Raw genomic sequence first — 25,505 nt, 5'->3', positions numbered from 1 at the left:
GAAACACAGGCAGGAGAGATTCCATGCGCGACCATCATCCCCCCCCCATCGCGATGCCGGCGAGCGCCACGACGGCTTCGAGCGCCGTGGCGGCCGCGAACGCGGCGACCGCGGCCCACGGGTTTTCGCCCCCGGCGACCTCAAGCTGCTGCTACTGGCCATGCTGGCGGAAAAGCCCGGCCACGGTTACGACCTGATCCGCCAGATCGAAGCCCAGTTCGACGGCGGCTACAGCCCCAGCCCCGGCGTGATCTACCCCACCCTGACCTTTCTTGAGGAAAGCGAGCTGATCGTCGGCGAAACCCACGGCAGCAAGAAGCTCTACCGCGCCACCGAGGCTGGCCACCAGGCCCTGCTCGACCAGGCCATCGCGCTGGACGGGGTGCGCACCCGCATCGAGGTCAGCAAGCGCTCGCTGCGCGTACACGACCGTCCCCCCGAAATCCACGAAGCCGTGCACAACCTGCGCCATGCCCTGCAGATGCACGCCGGGCGCTGGAACCCGGCAGAAATCGAGCGCGTGCGCAGCCTGCTCAACGACACCGCCAAAGCGATCGTTGCAGGCCCCACCGTCCACCCACAGGAGCAACCCGAATGACCGACACATCCTCCATTCATCGCGTCAACCACGCAATCAAGCGCCGCTGCCTGCAAGTGCTGCGCGTGGCCGAGCTGACCCCGCGCATGCGCCGCATCACGCTCGGCGGGGCGCAGCTGGAAGGCTTCATCAGCGTCGGCAGCGACGACCATGTGAAGCTGCTGTTTGCCTGCTCGCCCGAAGAACAGGCCGCACTGGACAACCCCGGCAGCGACGGCGTGCGTCCGACCATGCGCGAATACACGCCACGGCGCATCGACCTGGCCACCGGTGAGCTGGACCTGGACTTCGTGCTGCACGGCGATGGCCCTGCTTCCACCTGGGCCGCCCAGGCCGCGCCCGGCCAGTTTCTGCACATCGCCGGCCCACGGGCCTCGCTGGTGGTGCCGGATATCTTCGACAGCTACCTGCTGATCGGCGACGAAACCGCGATCCCGGCAATAGGCCGCCGCCTGGAGGAACTGCCTGCCGGGCGCACGGTGCTGGCGGTGATTGAAATCGAGGATGACCACGAGCGCCAGCCACTGAACAGCGCAGCGCAGGTCGAGGTGATCTGGGTGCAGCGCCACCAGCAGGACATCCTGCAGGTGCTGCATGACCTGAGCCTGCCCCACGGCGAACTGTACGCCTGGATAGCCCTGGAAAAAGCGCTGACGCGCCAGGCCAAACGCCTGTTGCTGGAAGACAAAGGCGTGAAGGAGGAATACCTCAAGGCCGCTGCCTACTGGCGTCTGGACCCGCACGACGAAGACTAGTCGGCGGCCCTCAGGGCTGCGCCCTGGCCCGTGCCAGGCGCCGGCCCTGCCAGCGATCCAGGCCGATCAGCAGCAGGCCGAGCAAAACAAACCCGCACACAATCGCCATCGCATTGAGCACCACCTGGCCATACCCGAGGTTGGCCACGTCAATGAACGGATAGGGGTAAAAGCCTATGCCGTGCCCGCGCCCCAGCACATAGATGAAGTACCCCAGCGGGTACAGCAACCAGCCCAGCAGATGCTGCAGGCGCAACTGCCCCTTGGGCACGCAGTACCACCAGTACAACGCATACAGCAGCGGCATCACGTCGTGCAGCAGTTCGTCGGCCAGCCATTGCCAGCCCTGCGGCTGCCACAGGTGACGCAGCAACAGGCTGTATGCCAGCGCGACGAACACGATGCTCACCGCCACCCCGGAACTCACCCAGGGTGACAACCACCAGCGCCGCAATGGCGATGCACGGCCGAAAGCGGCCTGTGTCAGCACGCTGGCCACCAGGGTATTGCTCAACACCGTGAAGTAGCTGAACAGGTTGACCAGCCCGCCCAGCAGACTGGCCTGCTCGTGCCAGCGCGCCCACAGCACCAGGTACAGCTGGATGCCCAACGCCACCCAGCCCAGCACTGCGGCCAGGCCAATTGCCGCGCGACCGGCCGGCATGGGCTCAGCGACCGCGCTGCAACTTCAGGTACAGGCGCTCGACCTTCTCCCGCGCCCATGGCGTCTTGCGCAGGAACGTCAGGCTCGACTTGATGCTCGGGTCGCTCTTGAAACAGCGGATGTCGATACGCTGCGCCAGCCCTTCCCATTGGTAGTGCTGCACCAGCGCGGTGAGGATCTGTTCCAGGGTCACGCCATGCAGCGGATTGTTGTTTGCGGCAGTCATGCCAGTGCTCCAGCCAGACAAAGGTGCGCACCTTAGCCCAGGTGCGGCGGCGCGTCTGCACCTTGTGCAGGCTTTCTCGATCACGTTGCGCCTGAGCAGATTCTAGTGACTGCAAGGGCGCTGGCCAGTACCTCGGGATTTATTGTTTGATGGCAATGTTATATTGTAACTATAGCTGACATCATCAAGGACCCGCCATGCGTCACCTCCCGCTTCACCTCTCCCCGCTCGCCGCTGCCTTGTGGCTTGCGTCCCTGCCCAGCCAGGCGCTCGAATTGCAACCCCAGGTCGTCACCGCCAACCCGTTGGGCAACACGCAACTGGCGGCGCCCAGCAGCGTGCTCGAAGGCGACCAGCTGATCTTGCAACAACAGGGCAGCCTGGGTGAAACCCTGAACAGGCAGCCGGGGGTAGCCTCCAGCTGGTTCGGCCCTGGTGCCAGCCGCCCGGTGATTCGGGGCCTGGACGGCGACCGCATTCGCATCCTGCGCAACGGCGTGGGCGCGCTGGATGCATCGTCATTGTCCTATGACCACGCCGTACCGCTGGACCCGGTCAATGTCGAACGCGTGGAGATCGTGCGCGGCCCAGCCGCCCTGCTCTACGGCGGCAATGCGATCGGCGGCGTGGTCAATACCTTCGACAACCGCATCCCGGACGCGCCGGTCGACGGTATTCACGGTGCCGGTGAGCTGCGCTATGGCGGCGCGGCCACCACCCGCAGCAGCGCCGGCAAGCTGGAGGCCGGCGACGGCCGCTTCGCCTTGCACCTGGATGCCAACAGCCGCCAGTTCAACGATCTGCGCATTCCCGGCTACGCACGCAGTGCCAAGGTTCGCGACGCCGACGAACCCGGCACCCGGCACCGCCTGGAGAACAGCGACGGGCGCCAGGACGGCGGCGCGGTGGGCGGCGCGTACAACTGGGATCACGGCTACGCCGGCCTGTCCTACAGCCGCTACGACGCCAACTACGGCTCGGTGGCCGAACCCGGCGTACGCCTGGCGATGGAACAGGACCACTACGGCTTCGCCTCCGAACTGCGCGACCTCGACGGCCCGTTCAGTTCGCTCAAGTTCGACGCCGGCTACACCGACTACCAGCACCAGGAGCTGGAAGGCGGCGAGGTGCACACCACCTTCAAGAACAAGGGCTACGAGGCACGCGTCGAGGCGCGGCACCAGCCGCTGGGGCCAGTGGAAGGAGTGATAGGCGCGCAAGTCAGCCGCAATGAATTTTCCGCGCTGGGCGCAGAAGCCTTCGTGCCGCAGACCGATACCGACAGCGTCGCATTGTTCGTGCTGGAACAATGGCAGGCCAGCGAACGCCTGGCCCTGAGCCTGGGCGCGCGCCTGGAGCACACCCGGGTCGACCCCGACAGCCAGGGCAGCGAGCGTTTCGCCCAGGCCGACAGCGCCAGCAGCTTCACCGCAGCCAGCCTGTCCTCGGGGGCGGTGTATCAACTCACGCCGATCTGGTCGCTGGCCGCCAGCCTGGGCTATACCGAGCGCGCCCCGACCTTCTATGAGCTGTACGCCAACGGTGCCCACGTGGCCACCGGTACGTTCGAAGTCGGCGACCCCGGCCTGTCGAAGGAGAAAGCCGTGTCCAGCGACCTGGCACTGCGCTTCGACAACGGCACGCACAAGGGCAGCGTCGGCGTGTTCTACAGCCATTTCAGCAACTACATCGGCCTGCTGGCCAGCGGCAACCTGCGCGAAGGTCACGAGCATGAGCATGAGCATGCTGACGACCACGATCACGCCGATGCCGACGTACCCGAGTACCTCTATCGCGGCGTGCGGGCGCGCTTCTACGGCGTCGAGGCCCAGGATCGCTGGCAGTTGCTGGAAAACGCCTACGGCAGTTTTGCCCTGGAATTGTCAGGCGACTACACCCGCGCCAAGAACCTCGACACCGGCGAAGACCTGCCGCGCATTGCGCCGCTGCGCCTGAACAGTGGCCTGGCGTGGAACCTGGAGCGCTGGCAGGCGCGCCTGGATGTACAGCATGCCAGCAGTCAGCACCGCAAGCCGTCCACCGACACCAGCACCGAGGGCTACACCACCCTGGGCGCCAGCGTGGGCTATCGCTTCAACGTCGGTCAGAGCGAATGGCTGGCCTTTGTGCGCGGCGAAAACCTCACCGACCAGACCGTGCGCTATGCCAGTTCGATCCTGCGTGACATCGCCCCGGCCCCCGGTCGTAGCGTGGAAGTAGGCCTGCGGACTACGTTCTGACGCGTCACCGTTGTCGGATTGTTACTCATCCGACAACGGTGACTCTTGTTGATTTGGCTTTTTTTCCTACAAGTTCGTCTATATCCTCCCCGCCTCAAGCTGAACCGCTTCACCTTGCCCCTGACATTGCCTTGCTCTCGACGATGCCTGCACGTCGGGTTATTTGCCGTTTTCCAACAAACAAAAGATAGCGCTATCTCATGCCTTGTTTTCATCGTTTCCGCCCCGCTGCCGCGACCTTGCTCTGCGGCCTTGCCGCCAGCACGCTGGCCTGTACGGTACAGGCCGCACCTGTGTTCGACGGCGACTCGCCGTGGATGCTCGGCGACTGGGGAGGCACCCGCACGCAGCTCGCCGAACGCGGCTACGACTTCACCCTGGGCTATACCGGGGAGATGGGCAGCAACCTGCGCGGTGGCTACGACCACAGCAGCACCGCCCGCTACAGCGACCAGTTCACCCTGGGCAGCCACCTGGACCTGGAAAAAATCCTCGGCTGGCACGCCGCCGAGTTCCAGCTGACCGTCACCGAGCGTCACGGCAATAACATCAGCAACGACCGCATCAACGATCCGCGGGTGGGTGGTTTCACCTCGGCCCAGGAAGTCTGGGGCCGTGGCCAGACCTGGCGGCTGACGCAGCTGTGGGTCAAGCAGAAATACTTCGACGGCGACCTGGATGTGAAGGTCGGTCGCTTTGGCCAGGGCGAGGACTTCAACAGCTTCCCCTGCGACTTTCAGAACCTGGCCTTCTGTGGCTCGCAGGTAGGCAACTGGGCCGGCAGCATCTGGTACAACTGGCCGGTCAGCCAGTGGGCGCTGCGCGTCAAGTACAACCTGAGCCCTGAACTCTACGTGCAGGTCGGTGCCTACGAGCAGAACCCCTCCAACCTTGAGCGCCAGAACGGCTTCAAACTCAGTGGCAGCGGCACGCAAGGCGCGGTGTTGCCGGTGGAACTGGTGTGGACACCGTCGATCGACGGGTTGAAAGGGGAATATCGCGCCGGTTACTACTACAGTACTGCCAACGCACAAGATGTTTATAAGGACCGCACTGGCCAGCCGGCGGCCCTCAGTGGCCAGGACTACCGCAGCAGCTCAAGCAAGCACGGGTTCTGGTTGGGGGCGCAACAGCAGGTGACGTCGCAGGCCAGCGATCACTCCCGTGGCTTGAGCGTATTCGCCAATGCCACGCTGCACGACAAGAAGACCAATGCCATCGACAACTATGTTCAGGCAGGTGTGGTGTACAAGGGGCTGTTCGATGCCCGCGCCAAGGACGACATCGGTTTCGCCCTGGCCCGTGTGCACGTCAACCCGGCCTATCGCAAGAACGCCCAGGCAAGCAACCGCGCCGCGGCCGTTCAAGACTACGACAACCCCGCCTTCCTGCCCGTCCAGGATACCGAGTACAGCGCCGAGCTGTACTACGGCATCCACCTGGCGCAGTGGCTGACCGTGCGCCCCAACCTGCAGTACATCCGCCACCCGGGCGGTGTCGGGCAGGTGGACGACGCGCTGATCGGCGGGCTCAAGATCCAGAGCACTTTCTGAACGGGCCCCGTGGCTCGACCCCTTTGAACCTAACGGAGAACACACGATGAGCACTGATGGTGCCTTGAGTAGAACCCGCTGGCTGCCGAGACTGCTCGGCGTGCTGCTGTTGCTGATGGGGCTGGCGTTGCTGGCCGGTGGGATCAAGCTGAGCCAGCTCGGCGGCTCGCTGTATTACCTGGTTGCCGGTATCGGCTTTGCCCTGTCGGGCCTTCTGTTGCTGGCGCTGCGCCGCAATGCGCTGGGCCTGTACGGCCTGGTGTTACTGGGCAGCACCCTGTGGGCTCTATGGGAAGTGGGCCTGGACTGGTGGCAACTGGTGCCACGCCTGGCCCTGTGGTTCGCCCTGGGCGTGGTGTTGCTGCTGCCGTGGGCGCGCCGCCCGCTGCGTGGCCAGCCAGGCCTGGTGAATACCGGCCTGCTGAGCCTGGCCGTGGTGCTCTCGGGCGCCACCGCCATCGCCAGCCAGTTCACCCACCCCGGCGAGATCAAAGGCAAGCTGGGCCGCGACGGCAGCGAAATGAGCAGCACCGCGCCGGACATGCCCGAAGGTGAATGGCAGGCCTATGGCCGCACCGAGTTCGGTGACCGTTACTCGCCGCTGCGCCAGATCACCCCGAACAACGTGCACAAGCTTGAAGAGGCCTGGCGCATCCGTACGGGCGACCTGCCAACCGACAACGATCCGGTCGAGCTGACCAACCAGAACACCCCGCTCAAGGTCAACGGCAAGCTCTACGCCTGTACTGCACACAGCAAGGTACTGGCGCTGGACCCGGACACCGGTGCGGAAATCTGGCGCTTCGACCCGCAGATCAAGAGCCCGGTGGGCTTCAAGGGCTTTGCCCACATGACCTGCCGTGGCGTGTCGTACTACGACGAAAACAGCTACGTGAACAAGGATGGTACGCCGGCACCGAAGATCTCCGAAGCCGGCCAGGCCGTGGTACGCAGCTGCCCGCGGCGCCTCTACCTGCCGACCGCCGATGCCCGCCTGATCGCACTCAACGCCGACACCGGCAAGGTCTGCGAAGGCTTTGCCAACCAGGGCGTGATCGACCTGACCACCGGCATCGGCCCGTTCACCGCCGGCGGCTACTACTCCACCTCGCCTGCGGCAATCACCCGTGAGCTGGTGATCATTGGCGGGCACGTCACCGACAACGAGTCGACCAACGAGCCGTCGGGTGTGATCCGTGCCTACGACGTGCATGACGGGCACCTGGTGTGGAACTGGGACAGCAACAACCCGGACGACACCACACCACTGGCACCGGGCAAGACCTACAGCCGCAACTCGGCGAACATGTGGTCGCTGGCCAGTGTCGACGAGAAGCTGGGCATGGTGTTCCTGCCGCTGGGCAACCAGACCCCGGACCAGTGGGGGGGCGACCGCACGCCAGGTGCCGAGAAGTTCAGCGCCGGCATCGTGGCGCTGGACCTGGCCACCGGCAAGGTGCGCTGGAACTACCAGTTCACCCACCACGACCTGTGGGACATGGACGTCGGCAGCCAGCCGACCCTGCTTGACCTGAAGACGGCCGATGGCGTGAAACCTGCGCTGATCGCACCGACCAAGCAGGGCAGCCTGTATGTGCTGGACCGGCGTGACGGCACCGCGATCGTGCCGATCCACGAGATCCCGGTGCCGCAAGGCGCGGTCAAGGGTGATCACACCGCACCGACCCAGGCCCGCTCGGAGCTCAACCTGCTGGGCCCGGACCTGACCGAAGCGGCCATGTGGGGCGCCAGCCCGTTCGACCAGATGCTGTGCCGCATCCAGTTCCGCGAGCTGCGCTACGAAGGCCAGTACACCCCGCCGTCGGAGCAGGGCAGCCTGATCTACCCGGGCAACGTGGGCGTGTTCAACTGGGGTGGCGTGTCGGTCGACCCGGTGCGCCAGATGCTCTTCACCAGCCCCAACTACATGGCCTTCGTGTCCAAGATGGTGCCGCGTGCCGACGTGGCCGCGGGCAGCAAGCGCGAAAGCGAGACCAGCGGTGTGCAACCGAACACTGGCGCGCCGTATGCGGTGATCATGCACCCGTTCATGTCGCCGCTGGGCGTACCGTGCCAGGCACCCGCCTGGGGCTATGTGGCCGGCATCGACCTGACCACCAACAAGGTGGTGTGGAAGCACAAGAACGGCACCAGCCGCGACAGCTCGCCGATCCCGATCGGCCTGCCGATCGGTGTACCAAGCATGGGTGGCTCGATCGTGACGGCCGGTGGCCTGGGTTTCCTCAGCGGTACCCTGGACCAGTACCTGCGCGCGTATGACGTGAACACCGGCGAAGAGCTGTGGAAGTCGCGCCTGCCGGCCGGCGGCCAGGCTACGCCGATGACCTACACCGGCAAGGATGGCCAGCAGTACGTACTGGTGACCGCAGGCGGGCATGGCTCGCTGGGCACCAAGATGGGCGACTACGTGATCGCCTACAAACTGGCGCAGTGATCTGCCGCTAAGCCTGGGCTGCTGTGCAGCCCTTCGCCGGCAAAGCCGGCTCCTACAGGAGTTTTGTGAGCGTCACATGACCCTGTAGGAGCCGGCCTTGCCGGCGAAGCGGCCTGCGGCTAGCAAGCATATTTTTGAACCCATTCCCTGGCAGTCTGCTCGTAACGCGCTGAATTTTTCTGATAAATAGCGGCAATCTCTGGAACCAATGGGGTTTCCGGTTGGGGATTTTCAAGCAAATCGACGAGCGCCTGCACTACTCTAGAGATCGTCAATGAAGGCAGCCATTCTTCCCTCAAGATGCTCAGAGCAATTGCACCATCGGAATTGATATTCGGATGATAGATTCTGGTCGTGAACCTGATTTTGGGCGGTTTGAACGGGTAATCACTTGGAAAGTGAATGTCCAAAAAGAACACGCCTCCTGAATAGGGACTCTCTTGAGGTCCCATGATGGTTGCCTGACAGTGAAAGAGATTATCGCCCACTGGCCCTACGCGGCAGCCAGCGGGAGGGTCCTTTTGAAATTCTTGAAGTTCTTTGTTTATTCTCGTCAATCCGCGCATTTGCGTGCCTCCAGTAAGTGCCCTTCTCACCCTACCCCTGTGACACATTCTGACAACTGACAGAAATACCAGGATCAGCTTCGCTGGCGACAGCCCATACGTCTCGTCACATCCCCCATTGAAACCTCTCCCCTCCTGCCCCATCTAAGCACCATAGTCATTCACGCAGGTGCCCCATGAGCGACCAGCAGGATCTCCCCGAACACCCCGACGAAGACGCTGAAGTCGAGCATCTCGACGCCGCCGACCATACCGGCCGCACCCTGGCCATCCCGGGCCAGCAGTTGCCGGACAAGGTCTATGTGATTCCGATCCACAACCGCCCGTTCTTCCCCGCGCAAGTGCTGCCGGTGATCGTCAACGAGGAACCCTGGGCCGAAACCCTCGACCTGGTAGCCAAGACCCCGCACCACGACCTGGCGCTGTTCTTCATGGACACCCCGCCCGAAGACCACCGCCACTTCGACACCTCGGCCCTGCCGCTGTACGGCACGCTGGTCAAGGTGCACCACGCCAGCCGCGAGAACGGCAAACTGCAGTTCGTCGCCCAGGGCCTGACCCGTGTACGCATCCGCACCTGGCTCAAGCACCACCGCCCGCCGTACCTGGTGGAAGTCGAGTACCCGCACCAGCCCAGCCAGCCCACCGACGAGGTCAAGGCCTACGGCATGGCCCTGATCAACGCGATCAAGGAACTGCTGCCGCTCAACCCGCTGTACAGCGAAGAGCTGAAAAACTACCTCAACCGCTTCAGCCCCAACGACCCCTCGCCCCTCACCGACTTCGCCGCCGCGCTGACCTCGGCCACCGGCAACCAGTTGCAGGAAGTGCTCGACTGCGTGCCGATGCTCAAGCGCATGGAAAAAGTCCTGCCGATGCTGCGCAAGGAAGTGGAAGTGGCGCGCCTGCAGAATGAGATTTCCGCCGAGGTGAACCGCCAGATCGGCGAGCACCAGCGCGAGTTCTTCCTCAAGCAACAGCTCAAGGTGATCCAGCAGGAACTGGGCCTGACCAAGGACGACCGCAGCGCCGACCTCGAACAGTTCCAGCAACGCCTGCACGGCAAGACGCTGCCCGCCGCCACGCAAAAACGTATCGACGAGGAAATGGGCAAGCTGTCGATTCTCGAAACCGGCTCCCCCGAATACGCCGTCACCCGCAACTACCTGGAGTGGGCCACGGCGCTGCCGTGGGGCGTCTACGGCAAGGACAAGCTCGACCTCAAGCACGCGCGCAAGGTGCTCGACCAGCACCACGCGGGGCTGGACGATATCAAGGAACGCATCCTCGAATTCCTCGCCGTGGGTGCCTACAAAGGCGAGATCAGCGGCTCCATCGTACTGCTGGTGGGCCCGCCCGGCGTAGGCAAGACCAGTGTCGGCAAGTCGATTGCCGAGGCCCTGGGGCGACCGTTCTACCGTTTCAGTGTCGGCGGCATGCGCGATGAAGCCGAGATCAAGGGCCACCGTCGCACCTACATCGGCGCCCAGCCCGGCAAGCTGGTGCAGGCGCTCAAGGACGTGGAGGTGATGAACCCGGTGATCATGCTCGACGAGATCGACAAGATGGGCCAGAGCTACCAGGGCGACCCCGCCTCAGCGCTGCTCGAAACCCTCGACCCCGAACAGAACGTGGATTTCCTCGACCACTACCTGGACCTGCGCCTGGACCTGTCCAAGGTGCTGTTCGTGTGCACCGCCAACACCCTGGACGCCATCCCTGGCCCCTTGCTCGACCGCATGGAAGTGATCCGCCTGTCGGGCTACATCAGCGAAGAAAAGGTCGCCATCGCCAAGCGCCACCTGTGGCCCAAGCAGCTGGACAAGGCCGGCGTGGCCAAGACCAGCCTGAGCATCAGCGATGCCGCTTTGCGCGCGGTCATCGACGGCTATGCCCGCGAGGCGGGTGTGCGCCAGCTGGAGAAGCAGTTGGGCAAGCTGGTGCGCAAGGCCGTGGTGCAGTTGCTCGACAACCCCGATGCCACGATCAGGATCGGCCCCAAGGACCTTGAAGCGTCGCTGGGCATGCCGGTGTTTCGCAGCGAGCAGGTGCTGTCGGGCAAGGGCGTGATCACCGGCCTGGCCTGGACCAGCATGGGCGGCGCCACATTGCCGATCGAGGCGACCCGCATCCACACGCTGACCCGCGGCTTCAAGCTTACCGGGCAACTGGGCGACGTGATGAAGGAGTCCGCCGAGATCGCCTACAGCTATGTCAGCGCCAACCTCAAGCAGTACGGGGGGGAAACGGGCTACTTCAACGAGTCGTTCATCCACCTGCACGTCCCCGAAGGCGCCACGCCCAAGGACGGCCCGAGCGCCGGCGTGACCATGGCCAGCGCTCTGCTCTCGCTGGCACGCGATCAGGCACCGAAGAAAGGCGTGGCCATGACCGGTGAACTGACCCTGACCGGCCAGGTACTGCCGATCGGCGGGGTGCGCGAAAAGGTCATCGCGGCGCGACGCCAGAAGATCCACGAACTGATCCTGCCCGATGCCAACCGCGGCGACTTCGAAGAGCTGCCCGACTACCTCAAGCAGGGCCTGAGCGTGCATTTCGCCAAGCGCTTCAGTGACGTGGCCAAGGTACTGTTCAACTGAACCGACACCGGGCGCGCCGCAACGGCGCGCCCGCTGCCAGGCTTACTGGCTGTCGCCGTACTGCTTGAGCATCAGGCGCTGGTAGTCGGCCAGTTGCTTGAGCAGCGTGACCGCCACCAGTACGTTGTGCGGCTTCTGCGTATCGATTTTCTTCACGCTCACCAGGTGCATATCCAGGTGCTGGCGAATCGTCAGCATCTGCTGCTCCCAGCGCCCGCGCTGTGCGGTCAGTGCCGGGTAACCCGCCAGCACATCAAGGTATTGCTGCAACTCGGCCTGACGCCGCGCGCCCCGGGCGATGCTGCCTTCAAGCTCGTCGATGCGTGCATGCAGCAGGCGGCGCTCATCGGCCAGGCGTGCATAGCGCACACCGTCGAGCGCACCGCCGAGCACCTTGCGTACCCGCTCCAGCGCCAGTTCCACGGCCTCGAGGTCGATCTTCTGGGTGGTAACGATGCGCTGCGCCGCCTTGAGCTCGGCACTTGTGGGCAGCAAGCCGTTGAACAGCGCTTCGATGCTGTTGGCCTCCAGCGTGGCAATCGCCGACTGCAGCAGTTGCAGCGCGCCACGCTTGGCCGACAGCGCCTTGCGCGAGGTGTCCAGCTCGCCGACCTGGGCCGCCATCTCGCGGGTGTACTGCTGGGCCGCGGAAGCTGGATCGGGCTGCGGCACGCCCTTGAGCTCGCGCGGCACCGCCGCCAGGTACAGCACCTGGTCCTGCAGTTTCTTGATGGCCTTGCCCAGCACCGTGGCGAACAGTTCCAGATAGAGCGCACGGTCCTCAGCCGTTGCACCCGCGCTCGACAGGCCGATGGCAATCGTGTCCAGCCCGGTGTTGTTGAGCTCGGCGGTCACCCGTTTGCTGCACTTGACCAAGCCGTCGGTGTACTCGCGGAAAAACTCCGCATGACGTCCCACGCTCTCGTGCAGCATGGGCAAGAACATATAGCGCCCGCGCATCCACGCTTGCATGTAATTGTTGACCGTACCCATGACCTGATCCAGCTGCGGATTGTCCTGAGCGGTGAGAACTGCAGTATTGTCATCCATGATTGGCTCTCCTTAACGTTCTGATACAGCATCGTCAAACATCTTGTTCATCACCTGCGCATTGCTCTCGATCACGCTCCACTGCCCCAGGAATCGCTGGAAAAACAGTACAAAGCGCGCCAGTTGCTGGCCGGTCGAAATACTCTCCAGATCCTCGATGGAAGCGTCGATATAGGTTTCAACGCTCTGCCATGCAGACTGCAGGTGGGCGGCCGCGACCGTGACGTCCTGCACGCGGCTGTCGAGGATGTCGAGATTGCTGATCAGTCGCTGCATGTGCCCTTCATAGGCCTGTGCGTCGACGAGCTGCTCACTTAGCTGGTCGCGGCGTTCGAGCTTGCGGTTGCGCTCCTTGCGTGTTGCTTCCGCCTTGGGCGCGTAGATCGAAGCGGTGATGGTGACGCCGATCAGGCCACCGGCCAGGCCGTACAGCGAGCTTTTCACATACTCGTCGTACTCGCGGCGCAGTTCGGCGATCAGCCCATCGACCTTGTCCAGTTCTTCGCGAATCTCACTGGCGCTGTGGCCATCACCCTCACGCAAAGCGGCAGTTTTCATTTCCGACACATCGGGGGCCAGGCTCCAGCGCGCCTCGTCACGAAAGGCTTCGGCCTGCGCACGTACCCGGGTCACCCGCTTGGCAAAGCTGTTGGCATCTACCCGCAGCACCTGCATGTACTCCACCAGGCTGTTGACGATGCCGCGATCGCCATCGGTCAGGGCGATCGGATCGAGGAATTCCAGATCGTCCCAGCGTCTATGCTTGCCCAGCGCAACCTCTGTTTCATGGCAATACTTGATGACGGTCTGCCGGTGGTATTGATCTTGTTGGCGCAGGTCGCCAACGACACGCTGAGTTTCTTGCAACTGTCCGAAAGCCCGCCCCAACTCTTGCCATGGGCCTGCAGCCGCAGGTGCAGGTCGGCAATGGACTGGGCTGACAGCAGCGGATCGTCACCGCTATCGAACCCCAGCCAGCGCTCTACCTTGTCGGCCTCGTCGGGCAGCGAGACGACAAAGTTGGAGTAGCGGTTCAGTGTCTTGATGTTCTCCCTGCTGAGGGTAAGGCCTCCCTCGTCCTCTACATCACGGTTGTTCAGTGCCTGGATCAGGGCCAGCGGCAACGCCGCCACCTGCTCCTGCAGCGCATCCATCTGCTCTTCGTTCAGACTTTCCATCGCCCATCTCCTTCCCGGTGGGTGCCACTTGGAAGGCCAGCGTAAAAGGCGATAAGCTCCAGCCCCAGCGTGCAGGCCTTCCTGTACACCGTTCAATGCCCGGGATGCCCCCGCTCGATCACTCTGGAGCCATCATGAATACCCGCCCGCTTCCCCTGCTGCTGGGCCTGGGCCTGCTGAGCGCCTGCACCCCTCACGGCGGCCCCAGCGAACCGCTGCTGCTGGAAAAACAGCGCCAGTGCCCGGTGCACGTCAACGTCGGCCAGGCATTGACCTTGAGCCTGCCCAGCAACCCCAGCACCGGTTATCGCTGGCTGTTGCAGAACCCGGCCAACAGCGTGCTGACGGCGCTGGGCCCGGAGGTGTACAGCCATCCGGAAGAAGTGGGGTTGGTCGGCAGCGCCGGGCAGTCACAATGGCGCTTCAAGGCCACCCAGGCCGGCAGCGGCCATTTGCTGCTGGTGTACCAGCAACCCTGGGCGCCCGAGGTCAAGCCGGTGCAGACCTTTGACTGCGACATCGAGGTGCGCTGATCAGCGCATCATTGCAAACGTTTCTCCAGGGCGATGGCGCACTGCTCGATAAAGGCCCACTGCGAGAGAAAGTTCTTGAAGTGGATGACGAAGATGCCGAGTTGCTGGCTGTTGTGCAGTGTGTGCAGGCGTTCAATGGAAGTCTCGATGTAGACACCGATGAGCTGCCAGGCGGTGTGCAGATGAGCGGCCGAGGTGGTGACATCCTGCATGCGCGTGATCAACTGGTCCAGGCGGGTAGCCAGGCCCTGCAGCCGCCCCTCGTTGCGGCACAGTCGTTCCAGATCTGCGCTGAGGCTGATGCGTAAGCGCCGAAGCTCATCGGCCTCCTCACGTATCCTGCGTTGCACTTCACGGAACTCAAGCGCAAAACGGTCAGTGCTGGCTTGCTCCCTCACCGACTTGGCATGCATCTGCTGCAGATTTTCGATGCGCACATCAAGTCGCTCTATCGCAAGACGAAACCGCAAGATATCCGGGTGATCCTGGATGCGCCTGATCGCTTCGATCTTGCGCCACAACAACGGTCGGTAGTCGTACCTGGCCTTGTCGCGAAAGGCTTCGATGCCTGTACACAACGCCGTGACCCGTGCATGAAACCTGGCGACCTCGACCTGGATGGCACCAAGCAAACCGATCAGGTCAGCCACGATCACCTTGTCGGCAGCGCTCAGCACGACCGGTGCTTCGAATTGCACAGACGCCCAGGCCTCCCGGCGCCCGCCCAAGGCCTTGGTTTTTTCGCAGGCCAGCAATGCCTGCTCGCCGCAGTGCTCAATTGCCCTGGCACACACGCCCAGTTCGCTCGGCAACCCCAGGCAGCATGCACGTAACGCCGGCCAGCCGGCGGCATGCACCCGCAGCATGCCGAACAGCCGCTGCATCGCGTCCACTGCGAGTTCAACGTCGGCGTGCGTCGAGTAACCGAGCCACGCCATCAGCGGCTGCCGCGCGGAGGGGATGGCGGCGATCTCTGCGCTGTACTCATCGAGCGTGGCCATGTGCTCACGCGTCAACGTCAGCCCCGGCCCGTCTTCGCCCGCGCTCAGGTACTGTATCAATTGCCTGGGCAAGGCCGCTGCCTGCTCTTCGCGCCCCTGTTCGGAAGACGCAATCTTGAATGTTTCAATGGTCATGCTGCTGTTCTCAATGCGGCGGCAGGCGCTTTTGCAGTGCAACGGCGCACTGTTCGATAAAGGCCCACTGCTCGAGGAAATTCTTGAAATGGATGACGAAACGGGCCAGTTGCTGGCTGTTCTGCATCATCCCCACGCGTTCAATGCAGGTGTCCAGGTAGACACCGATCAGTTGCCAGGCGGTTTGCAGGTGGGAGGCCGAGGTGGTGACATCGCGGGTCTGGGCAATCAACTGCTCGAGACGACTGGCCAATGCCTCCAGCCGGCCTTCGGTTGCGCCCCTGGACTGCAGCTCTTCACTCAGGTAGCGACGGCTCTCCAGCAGTTGGTTGCGTTCTTTGCGCAGCGTGCGCAACTGTATGCCGTAGATCACCCCCAGCAGCGCAGGCCCGGCCGTCAGACGTTGCGCATAGTCCAGATCAAGCGCTTGGATACGGGCATCTATGCGCTGCAGTGATGCGCGCATCTGCACGATCGGCGGGCTGTTCTGCGTGCGTTTGATAGCGTCGACCTTGCGCCCCAACTGCGGTTGGTAGCGAAACCTGGCTTCATCACGAAACTGTTCGACGCCCTCGCGCACCACCGACACACGCCGGTAAAACCGCTCGCACTCAACCCGCATCACGCCAAGCCAGCCTGACAGGTCAGTCACCCGCGCCTTGTCCTCAAGGCTTAATGACACGGGGGGTGCAAACTGCACGAATTGCCAGGACGCCCCTCGGCCGCCCAGGGCTTTGGTTGCCTCGCACGCCGCCAAGGCCTGTTCACCGGCATCCTGCATGGCCCTGGCACAGCTGCGCAGCTCGCCAGGCAGGGCGCTGCAACACCGCTGCAGGGGTACCCAGGTGTCGGCATGCAAATGCAGGTTGTCAAACATCTGCTGCATCAGCACAACGGCCAGCTCGACCTCGGAATGCACCGAGTAGCCCAGCCACTGGATCAACTGAGGCGTGTCGAGGGGGATGGTTTTTACATGCGCACAATAGGCGTTGAGCGTCGCCATGTGCTCGCGGGTCAAGGTCAGGCCGGCTTCACCATCCTCCTCGCTCAGGTGCTGGAGCAGTTGCCTGGGCAGGCGCGCGGCCTGCTCCTCCCGCTGGTGTTCGCAGCGGGCAATCATCAAGGGTGCAATCGTCATGCTGGGATACTCGAAGATCGGCATCATCGAAGCGGCACGGGGCATGGCGTGCCCCGCGCCGCCTGTGATCACCGCAGGGACTTACTGACCCGGGCGGAAATCAGCGAGTACCTTGCGCGAGAAGGCATGCAGATCACTGATCTGCGGTTGCACGGCCAGCAGCGACGCCACGCTCTTGACCTGATACCCGCCAAGCTGACGCTCGACCGGCACCAGTTGCTGAACGATCTGGTTGAAGCCTGCCTGCCATTGCTCGCGCTGCTCGACCAGCAGCGCGTAGTCGCCAAGACGTTCACAATAGGCCTGCGTATCACGCCTGCTCTGCTCCATCGCCCTCAGGGTGGCGTTGAGTTCGTCGACAGTCTTTTGCACGTCGCGGCGCTGATCCAGGATTCTCGAGTAGCGCAGGCCCTCCAACGCATTGCCGATCATTTCACCGATCTGCTTGAGCGCATTCTCCACGCCTCGACGCTCACACCGCCGGCGGCGATCGTGCTGGCCGCATCCTTGAGCTGCTGGGCGGAAGGAATGCTGCCCGCAAACAGCGCTTGCAGGTTCGCGGCTTCCAGCACCTTGATCGCCTCGTCCAGGCGGACAAGCTCGGCTTCACGCGCCTGCAACTCGGCCGTGCGCGCCGGGTGATCCTGGTCCAGCTTGTCCAGCTCGCCCTGGTAACGGCGCAGGTCACGGCTGACATCGTAGACGCCCAGTGCGGCCACATCGATCAGGACCAGCCTGAGTGCGGTCATCTGCTTGCCTAGCGCATCCGCGATGCTGGCAATGGCGTCCTCACCCACGGTCAGGTATTCGGCGATGTCCGCAGGGTCGTCGAGCCTGGATATCCTCGATGATTTCATCCAGATCGTTCGACCTGATCGTTGCACTGATGCGCTCAGCGTTTCGATGGAACTCTTCGACACGCTTGATGAAGAACTTGGCGTGCCGTTCCAGTAACTGGTGCAGCGCGGGCAGGAACGCGTAGTGTTGTGTTTGCCACGCCGCCAGATAGGCCGCGCCGATGGATTGAAGTGTCGAGATCTGCGGGTCGGCCATGGTAATGGGGAATTGCACTACGTTGCTGTTCATGGGGCTGTCCTTATCAAGTCCACAACGAATCGTCGAAAACACGGGTCATGCTGATGGAACATCTTTCGATCACATCCCATTGCGAAAGAAAGTTCTTGAAGTGAATGATGAATATCCCCAGCTGGCGGCTGTCATTCATCTTTTCGAGTTTCTCGATAGACACCTCAATGTACGTACCGATGGTTTGCCAGGCGGTCTGCAAGTGCGACGAGGCGGTCACCACCTCTTCCAGCCGCGAGGTCAGTTCGTCCATGTTGGTGCGCAGTATCTGCAGGCGCCCCTCAAGGTTGACGGCCGCGCTCAATCTTGCGCTGCAGGCCTTGCGTTCCTTCTGGAGCCTGTTACGTTCCTTGCGGATCTTTTCCGCCTTCGAACCGTAGATCGAACCGGTGATCACTGCGCCCAACGGCCCGGCTGCAAGGCCCGACACGGCCATTTTCACGTACTCGTCATACTGCTTGTTGAGCGCCTCGATATCCTTGTCGAACGCAGCCAACTCCTCGCGCAGCGCCTGGACGGCGGCGCCGTTCTGATGGCGCGTGATCGCATCGGTCTTGATGTTGACCTCCGACAGCAGGTCGAACCGCGCCTTGTCGCGAAAGGCTTCGGTGGTCTGGCGCACCGAGGTGACGCGCCCGTAGAACAGGTCGACATCGTCCTTGATGACTTCCATGTAATCGACCAGATCACGGACGATGCCCTTGTCGGCAGCGTTCAGCTCGACCGGCGTCTCGAACTCGACCAATTGCCACTTCTCGCGCGCCTTGCCCAGCGCCTTGGTGCGCTCGCACTCCTGCAACACGCCTTCACCGGTGGTATTGATGGTGCGTGCACGAGCCCCCAGTTCGGACGACAACTTCTTGCATTCATCCGAGAGCGAACCCCACTCACGCGCATGGCTATGCAAGTTCAGGAACGTCGCGCGCATGGCGTCGACCGACAGGACCGGCTCGCTGATCTCGGTATAGCCAAGCCATGGCACCAGGGACGGTAAGTCGGTGGGCAACCCGGTGACATAGCGCACGTATTGATTGAGCGTAACGATATGCTCACGGGATAACGTCAGGCCGCCTTCATTTGCACCGTCGCGCTGGTTCATGCCTTCAATCACATTGCGCGGAAGTACCGCAGCGTCGCGTTCCAGTTCGCCCTCGGCATAGGTACGTTCAGATAAACTATTTCTCATTCTGCCTTCCTTGTAGTCGAATGAAGTTAGTGTGGAGGCGCCACTCTAGAAGTGAACCCGGCACGCAACTAGCTGGCAGACTTTCCTTGAATCGCACGCCTGCGCGGGGCCCATCGTCGCCGCGCCGGTCAGGCGACCATGCATCCTTGGGCAACATTGGCTAAAATGCCGACCCTTTACCGCCGAACGCCTGGATTGCCCCGTGAGCAAAGACCCTGACCGCCTATTCGCCCGCCCCCTGGAGCAGGTGCCCGACTTCGCGTTCAACGAAGATGTGGTGCGGGTGTTCCCGGACATGATCAAGCGCTCGGTGCCCGGCTACCCGACCATCGTCGAGAACCTTGGCGTGCTCGCCGCGCAGTTTGCCCAGCCCCATACGGCGCTGTACGACCTGGGCAGTTCGCTGGGTGCGGTCACCCAGGCGCTGCGCCGGCATGTGCGCCATGAAGGCTGCCGGGTGATCGCCGTGGATAACGCCGCGGCCATGGTCGAACGCTGCCGCCAGTACCTCAATGCCCAGGACTCGATGTTCCAGGAGTTGTTGCCCGTGGAGGTGATCGAGGGCGATATCCTCGCGCTGCAGTTGCAACCCGCCTCGGTGATTGCCATGAACTTCACCCTGCAGTTCATCGAGCCCTCGGCGCGCCTGGCCCTGCTGACACGCATCCGCCAGGCCCTGGTGCCCGGCGGTGCGCTGATCCTGTCGGAGAAGCTGCGCTTCGAAGACCCGCAGGAGCAGGCGCTGCTGACCGAACTGCATGTGGCGTTCAAACGCGCCAACGGCTACAGCGACCTGGAAATTGCCCAGAAGCGCAGCGCCATCGAAAACGTGATGAAACCCGACAGCCTCGAAGAACATCGCCAGCGCCTGCTGGCCGCCGGTTTCTCCAAGGTGGTGCCGTGGTTCCAGTGCCTCAACTTCGCCTCTCTGATTGCCCTGCCATGATTGATTTGACTCCTCTGGTCCGCCGCCTGGCAGACACCCCACTGGCGCGCTGGGCTGAAGGCCTGCAAGCGCAACTCGATGCCAAGCTGGAAAAAGGCCACGGTGACCTGGAGCGCTGGCAAAGCGCACTGGACGCGTTGCCAGCCCTGGTACCTGGCGAGATCGACCTGCTCAACGGACTGCGCCTGGACAGCGACTGCGATGACGCTACGCGCACGCAGATGCGCACTGCGCTGATGGGGCTGTCGCCTTGGCGCAAGGGGCCGTTCGACCTGTTTGGTGTACATGTCGACACTGAGTGGCGTTCGGACTGGAAGTGGACCCGAGTGGCCCCGCATCTGGACCTGCGCGGCAAGCGTGTGCTGGACGTGGGCTGCGGCAATGGCTATTACCAGTGGCGCATGCTCGGGGCCGGGGCTGACAGCGTGATTGGCGTGGACCCCAACTGGCTGTTCTTCTGCCAGTTCCAGGCCGTACAGCGTTACCTGCCCGAACTGCCGGCGTGGCATCTGCCGTTTGCCCTGGAGGACCTGCCAGCGAACCTGGAAGGTTTCGACACGGTGTTTTCAATGGGCGTGTTCTACCACCGCCGTTCGCCGATCGAGCATTTGCTGGCCCTCAAGGATTGCCTGGTGAAAGGCGGCGAACTGGTACTGGAAACCCTGGTGGTCGAAGGCGACGAACACCAGGTGCTGGTGCCCGAGGACCGTTACGCGCAGATGCGCAACGTGTGGTTCCTGCCGTCGGTACCGGCGCTGGAGCGCTGGCTGCGGCGCGCCGGGTTCAGTGACGTGCGCTGTGTGGACGTCAGTGTGACCAGCGTCGAGGAACAGCGCAGCACCGAATGGATGCGCTATCAGTCACTGAGTGACTTCCTCGACCCGAATGACCCGTCGCGCACCCTGGAAGGCTTGCCGGCGCCGCGGCGCGCGGTGCTGGTGGCGCGCAAGTAATCAGAATCGGCGGTGCTCGCTTCGCTGGCAAGCCAGCTCCCACAGGGAATATGCAACGGCGAACCTTGTGGGAGCTGGCTTGCCAGCGAAGAGGCCAGCATAGCCAGTACAGACTTCTAGTCCTTCGCCACCTTCTGCTCCACCTCCTTCTGCGCTACCTCTTGCTTGCCCTGGCCATGCACTCGCTCCTGGCTCTTGCGAAACTCCGCCCAGAACGCCTGGGAGCGCTCGGCGCCCCCCTCGGCGAAGGCTGCACCACTGCCCAGGACCAACGCCGCGATCAGCGCCAATTTACTCGGGTTCATCGACCTTACCTCGTGATTGAATTCACACCGAGCTTAAGGCTCGCAAGCTAACGCCAAGGTGAGCCGCACATTACAGTGCTGCAAGCTTGTCCTCGTCCTCCTTGCGGTGTGCCCAGTAGTACAGCGCCGGCAACACCAGCAGGGTCAACGCGGTCGACGACAGAATGCCGCCAATCACCACGGTCGCCAGCGGCCGTTGCACCTCGGCCCCGGTACCGGTCGCCAGTGCCATCGGAATGAAGCCCAGCGAGGCCACCAGCGCCGTCATCAGCACCGGACGCAAGCGTGTCAGCGCGCCTTCGTCGATCGCCACGCGCAACGGCCGGCCCTGCTCGCGCAGGCTGCGGATGAACGCAATCATCACCAGCCCGTTGAGCACCGCCACCCCGGACAGGGCAATGAACCCCACCCCCGCCGAAATCGACAGCGGGATGTCCCGCAGCCACAGCGCTACCACCCCGCCGGTCAGCGCGAACGGAATGCCGGTGAATACCAGCAGGCCATCCTTGACGCTGTTGAACATCATGAACAGCAGGGCGAACACCAGCAGCAACGCCACCGGCACCACTACCTGCAAGCGCTGCGCCGCTGACTGCAGTTGCTCGAACTGCCCGCCCCAGCGCGTCCAGTAGCCGGCCGGGATGCTCACCTGAGCGTCGATGCGCTCACCGGCCTCGGCCACGAACGAGCCGATGTCGCGCCCGCGCACGTTGGCACTCACCACCACCAGGCGCTTGCCATCCTCACGACTGACCTGATTGGGGCCCTGCACCAGCGCCAGGGTCGCCACTTCAGACAGGCTGATGAAGCCGATGCCACCGCCGCCGGCGCTGGCCGGCACCGGTATCAGCAATTGCGACAAGCCTTCGACATCGGTACGCACCTCGTCGGCCAGGCGCACCACCATGTCGAAACGCCGGTCGCCTTCGTACAAGGTGCCGGCCTGGCGCCCACCCACGGCCACGGCGATGGCGTCCTGCACGTCGCCGACGTTGAGCCCGTAACGGGCCGCCTTGTCACGTTCGACCTCGATGGTCAGCACCGGCAGGCCGGAGGTCTGCTCGACCTTGACCTCCGAGGCACCGGGCACTGCCTGCAGGGCGCTGGCGATCTGCGCCGCCGTGCGGTTGAGCACCGCCATATCGTCGCCGAACACCTTCACCGCCACATCGCTGCGCACCCCGGAAATCAGTTCGTTGAAACGCAACTGGATCGGCTGCGACAGCTCGTAGTTGCTGCCCGGCACCCGCGCCGCCGCGCGCTGGATGTCGGCGATCAGTTGCTCGCGGGACTTGCCCGGGTCGGGCCACTGCGCCTGCGGCTTGAGCATTACGTAGCTGTCGGAGATGTTCGGCGGCATCGGGTCGGAGGCGATTTCGGCGGTACCGGTGCGCGCAAACACCCGCTCCACCTCCGGCACCTGGCTGAGCACGCTCTGCTCCAGGCGCTGCTGCAATTCCACCGACTGGCTCAGGCTGGTGCCCGGTACGCGCAAGGCCTGCAAGGCAAAGTCGCCCTCGCTCAGGCTGGGCACGAACTCGCTGCCCAGGCGTGCGGCCAGCAGCGTGCACAACAGCACCGACGCCCCGGCCAGGGAAAACGCCAGCCTGCGGTGCCCCATCACCCACTGCAGCAACGGCGCATAACCGCGCTTGGCGCTGCGCATCAGCAGGTTTTCCTGCTCTTGCACCTTACCGGTGACGAACAGTGCAATGGCCGCCGGCACGAAGGTCACCGACAACAGCATGGCCCCCAGCAAAGCGATCACCACCGTGAACGCCATGGGGTGGAACATCTTGCCCTCCACGCCGCTGAGGGCAAAGATCGGCAGGTACACCACCATGATGATCAACTGGCCGTAGATCAGCGGCGACGGGCCTCGCGCGCGGCGCCGAACACCTCGCGCAAGCGCTCGGCGCGGGTCAGCAGGCGGCCATGGTGCTGCTGCGCGTGGGCCAGGCGCCGGATCGCGTTCTCCACGATCACCACCGCGCCATCCACGATGATGCCGAAGTCCAACGCCCCCAGGCTCATCAGGTTGGCGCTGACCTTGTTGCTGAACATCCCGGTGAAGGTGAACAGCATCGACAACGGGATGACCATCGCGGTAATCAGCGCCGCACGGATATTGCCCAGGAACAGGAACAGAATCACGATGACCAGGATCGCGCCTTCCACCAGGTTCTTCTTCACCGTGGCAATGGCATTGTCGACCAGGTCGGTGCGCTCGTACACGGTGACGGCCGAGATCCCGGGGGGCAGCGTACGGTTGATCTGCGCCAGCTTGGCCGCCACCGCCTGGGACACCGTGCGGCTGTTCTCGCCGATCAGCATGAACACGGTGCCCAGCACCACCTCGCGGCCGTTTTCGGTGGCCGCGCCACTGCGTTGTTCGCGGCCGATGCCCACCTGGGCAACATCACGCACGCGGATCGGCGTGCCGTCGACGTTGGCCAGCACGGTATTGGCAATGTCCTCGATGCCCGCCAGTTGCCCTGGCGCGCGAATCAGCAACTGTTCGCCGCGCCGTTCGATGTAGCCGGCGCCGACGTTGGCGTTGTTGCGCTCCAGCGCGGTCAGCAGGTCACCCAGGGTCAGCTTGTAGGCGGCCAGGCGCTTGAGGTCGGGGGCGATCTGGTACTCCTTGGCAAACCCGCCGATGCTGTTGATTTCTGCCACGCCGCGCACGTTGCGCAACTGCGGTTTGATGATCCAGTCCTGAATCTCGCGCAGGTCGGTGGGGGTGTACTCGCGGCCATCGGGCGTGCGCGCGTCTACGGCGGCTTCGACCGTCCACAGGAAAATCTCGCCCAGGCCGGTGGAGATCGGCCCCATCGCCGCCTCGACACCGTCGGGCAACTGCCCACGGGCCTGCTGCAGGCGTTCATTGACCAGTTGGCGGGCGAAGAACAGGTCGGTGCCCTCCTCGAAGATCACCGTGACCTGCGACAGCCCCGAGCGCGACAGCGAACGGGTCTGCTCCAGCCCGGGCAGCCCGGCCATGGCCGTCTCGATGGCGAAGGTGATGCGCTGCTCGGTCTCCAGGGGCGAGAAGCCGGCGGCCGACGTGTTGATCTGCACCTGCACGTTGGTGATGTCGGGGACCGCATCGATCGGCAGCTTCTGGTAGCTGGCCAGCCCCAGACCGGCCATCAGCAACACCGCCAGCATCACGATCAGGCGCTGCTCGATGGCAAATTGAATGATCCGTTCGAACATGAGGAGTTCCCTGGCTCAGTGAGAATGCTCGGCGCTGGCTTTGCCCAACTCCGACTTGAGGATGAAGCTGCCCTGCGCCGCCACTTGCTGGCCGGCCTGCAGGCCCGCCTTGATCTGCACGAAGCCGTCGGCGGCCATGCCCAGGGTCACCGCCTGCGCGGCAAAGCCGTCGGCGGTACGCACGAACACCGTGGGCTGCTCTTCCAGGGTTTGCAGCGCCACCTCCGGCACCGCCAGCGCGTCGGCCTGGCGCTCGGTCGGCACCCTGACCGTCACGAACAGGCCGGGGCGCCAGGCGCCTGCGGGTTGTCCAGGGTGACGTGCACGGTGGCGGTGCGGGTCTGCTCGCCAAGCAGGCTGCCGACATGACTGACGGTACCGCTGGCCTGTTCGCCCAGTTCGCTGGCAACGATGGTGACCGGCATGCCGACCCGCAACGTGGCCAGCTCGCGCGGCGGCACGCCAAAGGTCGCCCACACCCGCGACAGGTCCGACAGGGTGAACGCCGCACTGCTTTCGCTGACCACTTCGCCCGGCACCAGGTGCTTCTCCACCACTTGCCCGGCAAACGGTGCACGCAACTCGTAGCGGTTGCCGCCGGCGAGCACCCCGCTGCCGCTCAGGGCGCTGACCTTCTGTCGGGCGTTGGTGGCGGCAATCTCGGCCTCCTGCAGGGCCTGACGCGCTTGCAGGTAGTCCTGTTCGGCTGAGATGCCCTCCTGCCACAGGTCTTTTTCGCGGGCGAAGGTGCTGCGCGCCAGCTCCAGCCGGCGCTGGCTGGCAGCCAGCTCGCTGCGTTGCTCGGAGATCTGCGGGCTGGCAATCACCGCCAGCAGCTCGCCGGCCTTGACCTGCTGGCCCAGCAGTACCGGCACCGACTCCACGACCCCGGCGGCCCGCGGCACCAGGTGCGCGGTACGGTCTTCGTCGAAGCGGATCTCGCCGGGCAGGCTGAGGCTGCGGTGCAAGGCCTGCGTGGCCACCGTGGCCAACTCGATGCCCGCCACGTTTATCTGTTCGTCGCTGAGGGTCAGGTGGCCCTCTTGCGGCTCGTCAGCGTGCCCGCCTTCCTCGCCATGCCCATCTTCATCGCCATGCCCATCTTCATCGCCATGCCC

The 25,505-nt window shown here is 63.8% G+C and carries 21 protein-coding genes and 3 pseudogenes; 9 read left to right on the top strand and 15 right to left on the bottom strand.

Features of this window, described 5'->3' with window-relative positions; genetic code table 11:
• The first annotated feature begins 23 nt into the window (after positions 1–23).
• Together G3436_RS20865 and G3436_RS20860 are read left to right on the top strand one after the other, a co-directional pair.
• Positions 24–598: pseudogene (locus tag G3436_RS20865) on the top strand (PadR family transcriptional regulator).
• Positions 595–1,353: a siderophore-interacting protein gene (locus G3436_RS20860; protein WP_163948973.1), complete on the top strand. Its 759-nt coding sequence runs from the start codon at positions 595–597 to the stop codon at positions 1,351–1,353. The pseudogene G3436_RS20865 and the gene G3436_RS20860 overlap by 4 nt, the downstream one beginning before the upstream one ends.
• 10 nt (positions 1,354–1,363) lie before the next feature.
• Here G3436_RS20860 and G3436_RS20855 read toward each other — a convergent pair whose 3' ends face one another.
• Together G3436_RS20855 and G3436_RS20850 are read right to left on the bottom strand one after the other, a co-directional pair.
• A complete protein-coding gene (locus G3436_RS20855; RefSeq protein WP_163948970.1) occupies positions 1,364–2,017 on the bottom strand; it encodes a Pr6Pr family membrane protein in 654 nt (217 codons plus the stop codon).
• Positions 2,018–2,021: 4 nt separating this feature from the next.
• Entirely contained in the window at positions 2,022–2,243 is a 222-nt protein-coding gene (locus tag G3436_RS20850) for a VF530 family protein (RefSeq protein WP_163948967.1), read from the bottom strand.
• Positions 2,244–2,440: 197 nt separating this feature from the next.
• Between G3436_RS20850 and G3436_RS20845 the strand changes: the two genes are divergently transcribed.
• The 3 genes from G3436_RS20845 (at position 2,441) to G3436_RS20835 (ending at position 8,491) form a co-directional block, all read left to right on the top strand.
• Positions 2,441–4,483, top strand: a complete 2,043-nt coding sequence (locus G3436_RS20845; RefSeq protein WP_163948965.1) for a TonB-dependent receptor — start codon at positions 2,441–2,443, stop codon at positions 4,481–4,483.
• Between the two features lie 200 nt (positions 4,484–4,683).
• Complete coding sequence (locus tag G3436_RS20840) at positions 4,684–6,036, top strand: carbohydrate porin (RefSeq protein WP_163948962.1); 1,353 nt, start codon at positions 4,684–4,686, stop codon at positions 6,034–6,036.
• A gap of 46 nt (positions 6,037–6,082) precedes the next feature.
• A complete protein-coding gene (locus G3436_RS20835; protein ID WP_163948960.1) occupies positions 6,083–8,491 on the top strand; it encodes a glucose/quinate/shikimate family membrane-bound PQQ-dependent dehydrogenase in 2,409 nt (802 codons plus the stop codon).
• Positions 8,492–8,610: 119 nt separating this feature from the next.
• Here the strand turns inward: G3436_RS20835 and G3436_RS20830 are convergent, their stop codons facing one another.
• Positions 8,611–9,057: a ubiquitin-conjugating enzyme E2 gene (locus G3436_RS20830; protein WP_163948957.1), complete on the bottom strand. Its 447-nt coding sequence runs from the start codon at positions 9,055–9,057 to the stop codon at positions 8,611–8,613.
• Between the two features lie 176 nt (positions 9,058–9,233).
• Here G3436_RS20830 and lon point away from each other — a divergent pair, with 176 nt between their 5' ends.
• Positions 9,234–11,657, top strand: coding sequence for an endopeptidase La (lon, locus tag G3436_RS20825; protein ID WP_163948955.1), 2,424 nt, complete (start codon positions 9,234–9,236; stop codon positions 11,655–11,657).
• 42 nt (positions 11,658–11,699) lie between these two features.
• Here the strand turns inward: lon and G3436_RS20820 are convergent, their stop codons facing one another.
• The 3 genes from G3436_RS20820 to G3436_RS27885 are packed head-to-tail and all read right to left on the bottom strand — an operon-like array spanning position 11,700 to position 13,885.
• Complete coding sequence (locus G3436_RS20820) at positions 11,700–12,707, bottom strand: alpha-xenorhabdolysin family binary toxin subunit B (protein ID WP_163948952.1); 1,008 nt, start codon at positions 12,705–12,707, stop codon at positions 11,700–11,702.
• A 12-nt stretch (positions 12,708–12,719) separates the two neighbouring features.
• Complete coding sequence (locus G3436_RS20815) at positions 12,720–13,451, bottom strand: alpha-xenorhabdolysin family binary toxin subunit A (protein ID WP_243667239.1); 732 nt, start codon at positions 13,449–13,451, stop codon at positions 12,720–12,722.
• Positions 13,424–13,885 (bottom strand): hypothetical protein, encoded by a 462-nt coding sequence (locus tag G3436_RS27885; protein WP_243667237.1) that lies wholly within the window; start codon positions 13,883–13,885, stop codon positions 13,424–13,426. The genes G3436_RS20815 and G3436_RS27885 overlap by 28 nt, the downstream gene beginning before the upstream one ends.
• 134 nt (positions 13,886–14,019) lie before the next feature.
• Here G3436_RS27885 and G3436_RS20810 point away from each other — a divergent pair, with 134 nt between their 5' ends.
• The gene (locus tag G3436_RS20810; protein ID WP_163948922.1) at positions 14,020–14,418 is read left to right on the top strand and encodes a protease inhibitor I42 family protein; all 399 of its coding nucleotides are present in this window, start codon (positions 14,020–14,022) and stop codon (positions 14,416–14,418) included.
• 8 nt (positions 14,419–14,426) lie between these two features.
• Here the strand turns inward: G3436_RS20810 and G3436_RS20805 are convergent, their stop codons facing one another.
• Genes G3436_RS20805 through G3436_RS20780 form a run of 6 tightly spaced genes read right to left on the bottom strand, consistent with a single transcriptional unit; the run spans position 14,427 to position 18,964 of the window.
• Entirely contained in the window at positions 14,427–15,554 is a 1,128-nt protein-coding gene (locus G3436_RS20805) for a hypothetical protein (RefSeq protein ID WP_163948919.1), read from the bottom strand.
• A gap of 10 nt (positions 15,555–15,564) precedes the next feature.
• Complete coding sequence (locus G3436_RS20800; protein WP_163948916.1) at positions 15,565–16,737, bottom strand: alpha-xenorhabdolysin family binary toxin subunit A; 1,173 nt, start codon at positions 16,735–16,737, stop codon at positions 15,565–15,567.
• Between the two features lie 36 nt (positions 16,738–16,773).
• On the bottom strand, positions 16,774–17,154 hold the full coding sequence (locus G3436_RS20795) for a hypothetical protein (protein WP_163948899.1): 381 nt from the start codon (positions 17,152–17,154) through the stop codon (positions 16,774–16,776).
• On the bottom strand, positions 17,121–17,549 hold the full coding sequence (locus G3436_RS20790; protein ID WP_163948897.1) for a hypothetical protein: 429 nt from the start codon (positions 17,547–17,549) through the stop codon (positions 17,121–17,123). Before G3436_RS20790 ends, G3436_RS20795 begins: the two co-directional genes overlap by 34 nt.
• Positions 17,482–17,778: a hypothetical protein gene (locus G3436_RS20785; RefSeq protein WP_163948893.1), complete on the bottom strand. Its 297-nt coding sequence runs from the start codon at positions 17,776–17,778 to the stop codon at positions 17,482–17,484. The genes G3436_RS20790 and G3436_RS20785 overlap by 68 nt, the downstream gene beginning before the upstream one ends.
• Before the next feature lie 13 nt (positions 17,779–17,791).
• Entirely contained in the window at positions 17,792–18,964 is a 1,173-nt protein-coding gene (locus G3436_RS20780; RefSeq protein WP_163948890.1) for an alpha-xenorhabdolysin family binary toxin subunit A, read from the bottom strand.
• A 202-nt stretch (positions 18,965–19,166) separates the two neighbouring features.
• Between G3436_RS20780 and cmoA the strand changes: the two genes are divergently transcribed.
• A complete protein-coding gene (cmoA, locus tag G3436_RS20775; RefSeq protein ID WP_163948874.1) occupies positions 19,167–19,910 on the top strand; it encodes a carboxy-S-adenosyl-L-methionine synthase CmoA in 744 nt (247 codons plus the stop codon).
• A complete protein-coding gene (cmoB, locus tag G3436_RS20770; RefSeq protein ID WP_163948871.1) occupies positions 19,907–20,863 on the top strand; it encodes a tRNA 5-methoxyuridine(34)/uridine 5-oxyacetic acid(34) synthase CmoB in 957 nt (318 codons plus the stop codon). The genes cmoA and cmoB overlap by 4 nt, the downstream gene beginning before the upstream one ends.
• A gap of 116 nt (positions 20,864–20,979) precedes the next feature.
• Here the strand turns inward: cmoB and G3436_RS20765 are convergent, their stop codons facing one another.
• From G3436_RS20765 to G3436_RS20755, 3 genes and pseudogenes are all read right to left on the bottom strand, one after another.
• On the bottom strand, positions 20,980–21,168 hold the full coding sequence (locus G3436_RS20765) for a hypothetical protein (RefSeq protein ID WP_163948868.1): 189 nt from the start codon (positions 21,166–21,168) through the stop codon (positions 20,980–20,982).
• 70 nt (positions 21,169–21,238) lie between these two features.
• Positions 21,239–24,387: pseudogene (locus tag G3436_RS20760) on the bottom strand (CusA/CzcA family heavy metal efflux RND transporter).
• A gap of 15 nt (positions 24,388–24,402) precedes the next feature.
• Positions 24,403–25,505 (bottom strand): annotated as a pseudogene (locus G3436_RS20755) (efflux RND transporter periplasmic adaptor subunit); the annotation flags it as partial.

Origin of the sequence: Pseudomonas brassicae, assembly GCF_010671725.1 — a bacterium.
Taxonomy (GTDB): domain Bacteria; phylum Pseudomonadota; class Gammaproteobacteria; order Pseudomonadales; family Pseudomonadaceae; genus Aquipseudomonas; species Aquipseudomonas brassicae.
The sequence above is the reverse complement of the archived record's forward strand: the minus strand, read 5'-3'. Positions and strand labels throughout refer to the sequence as shown.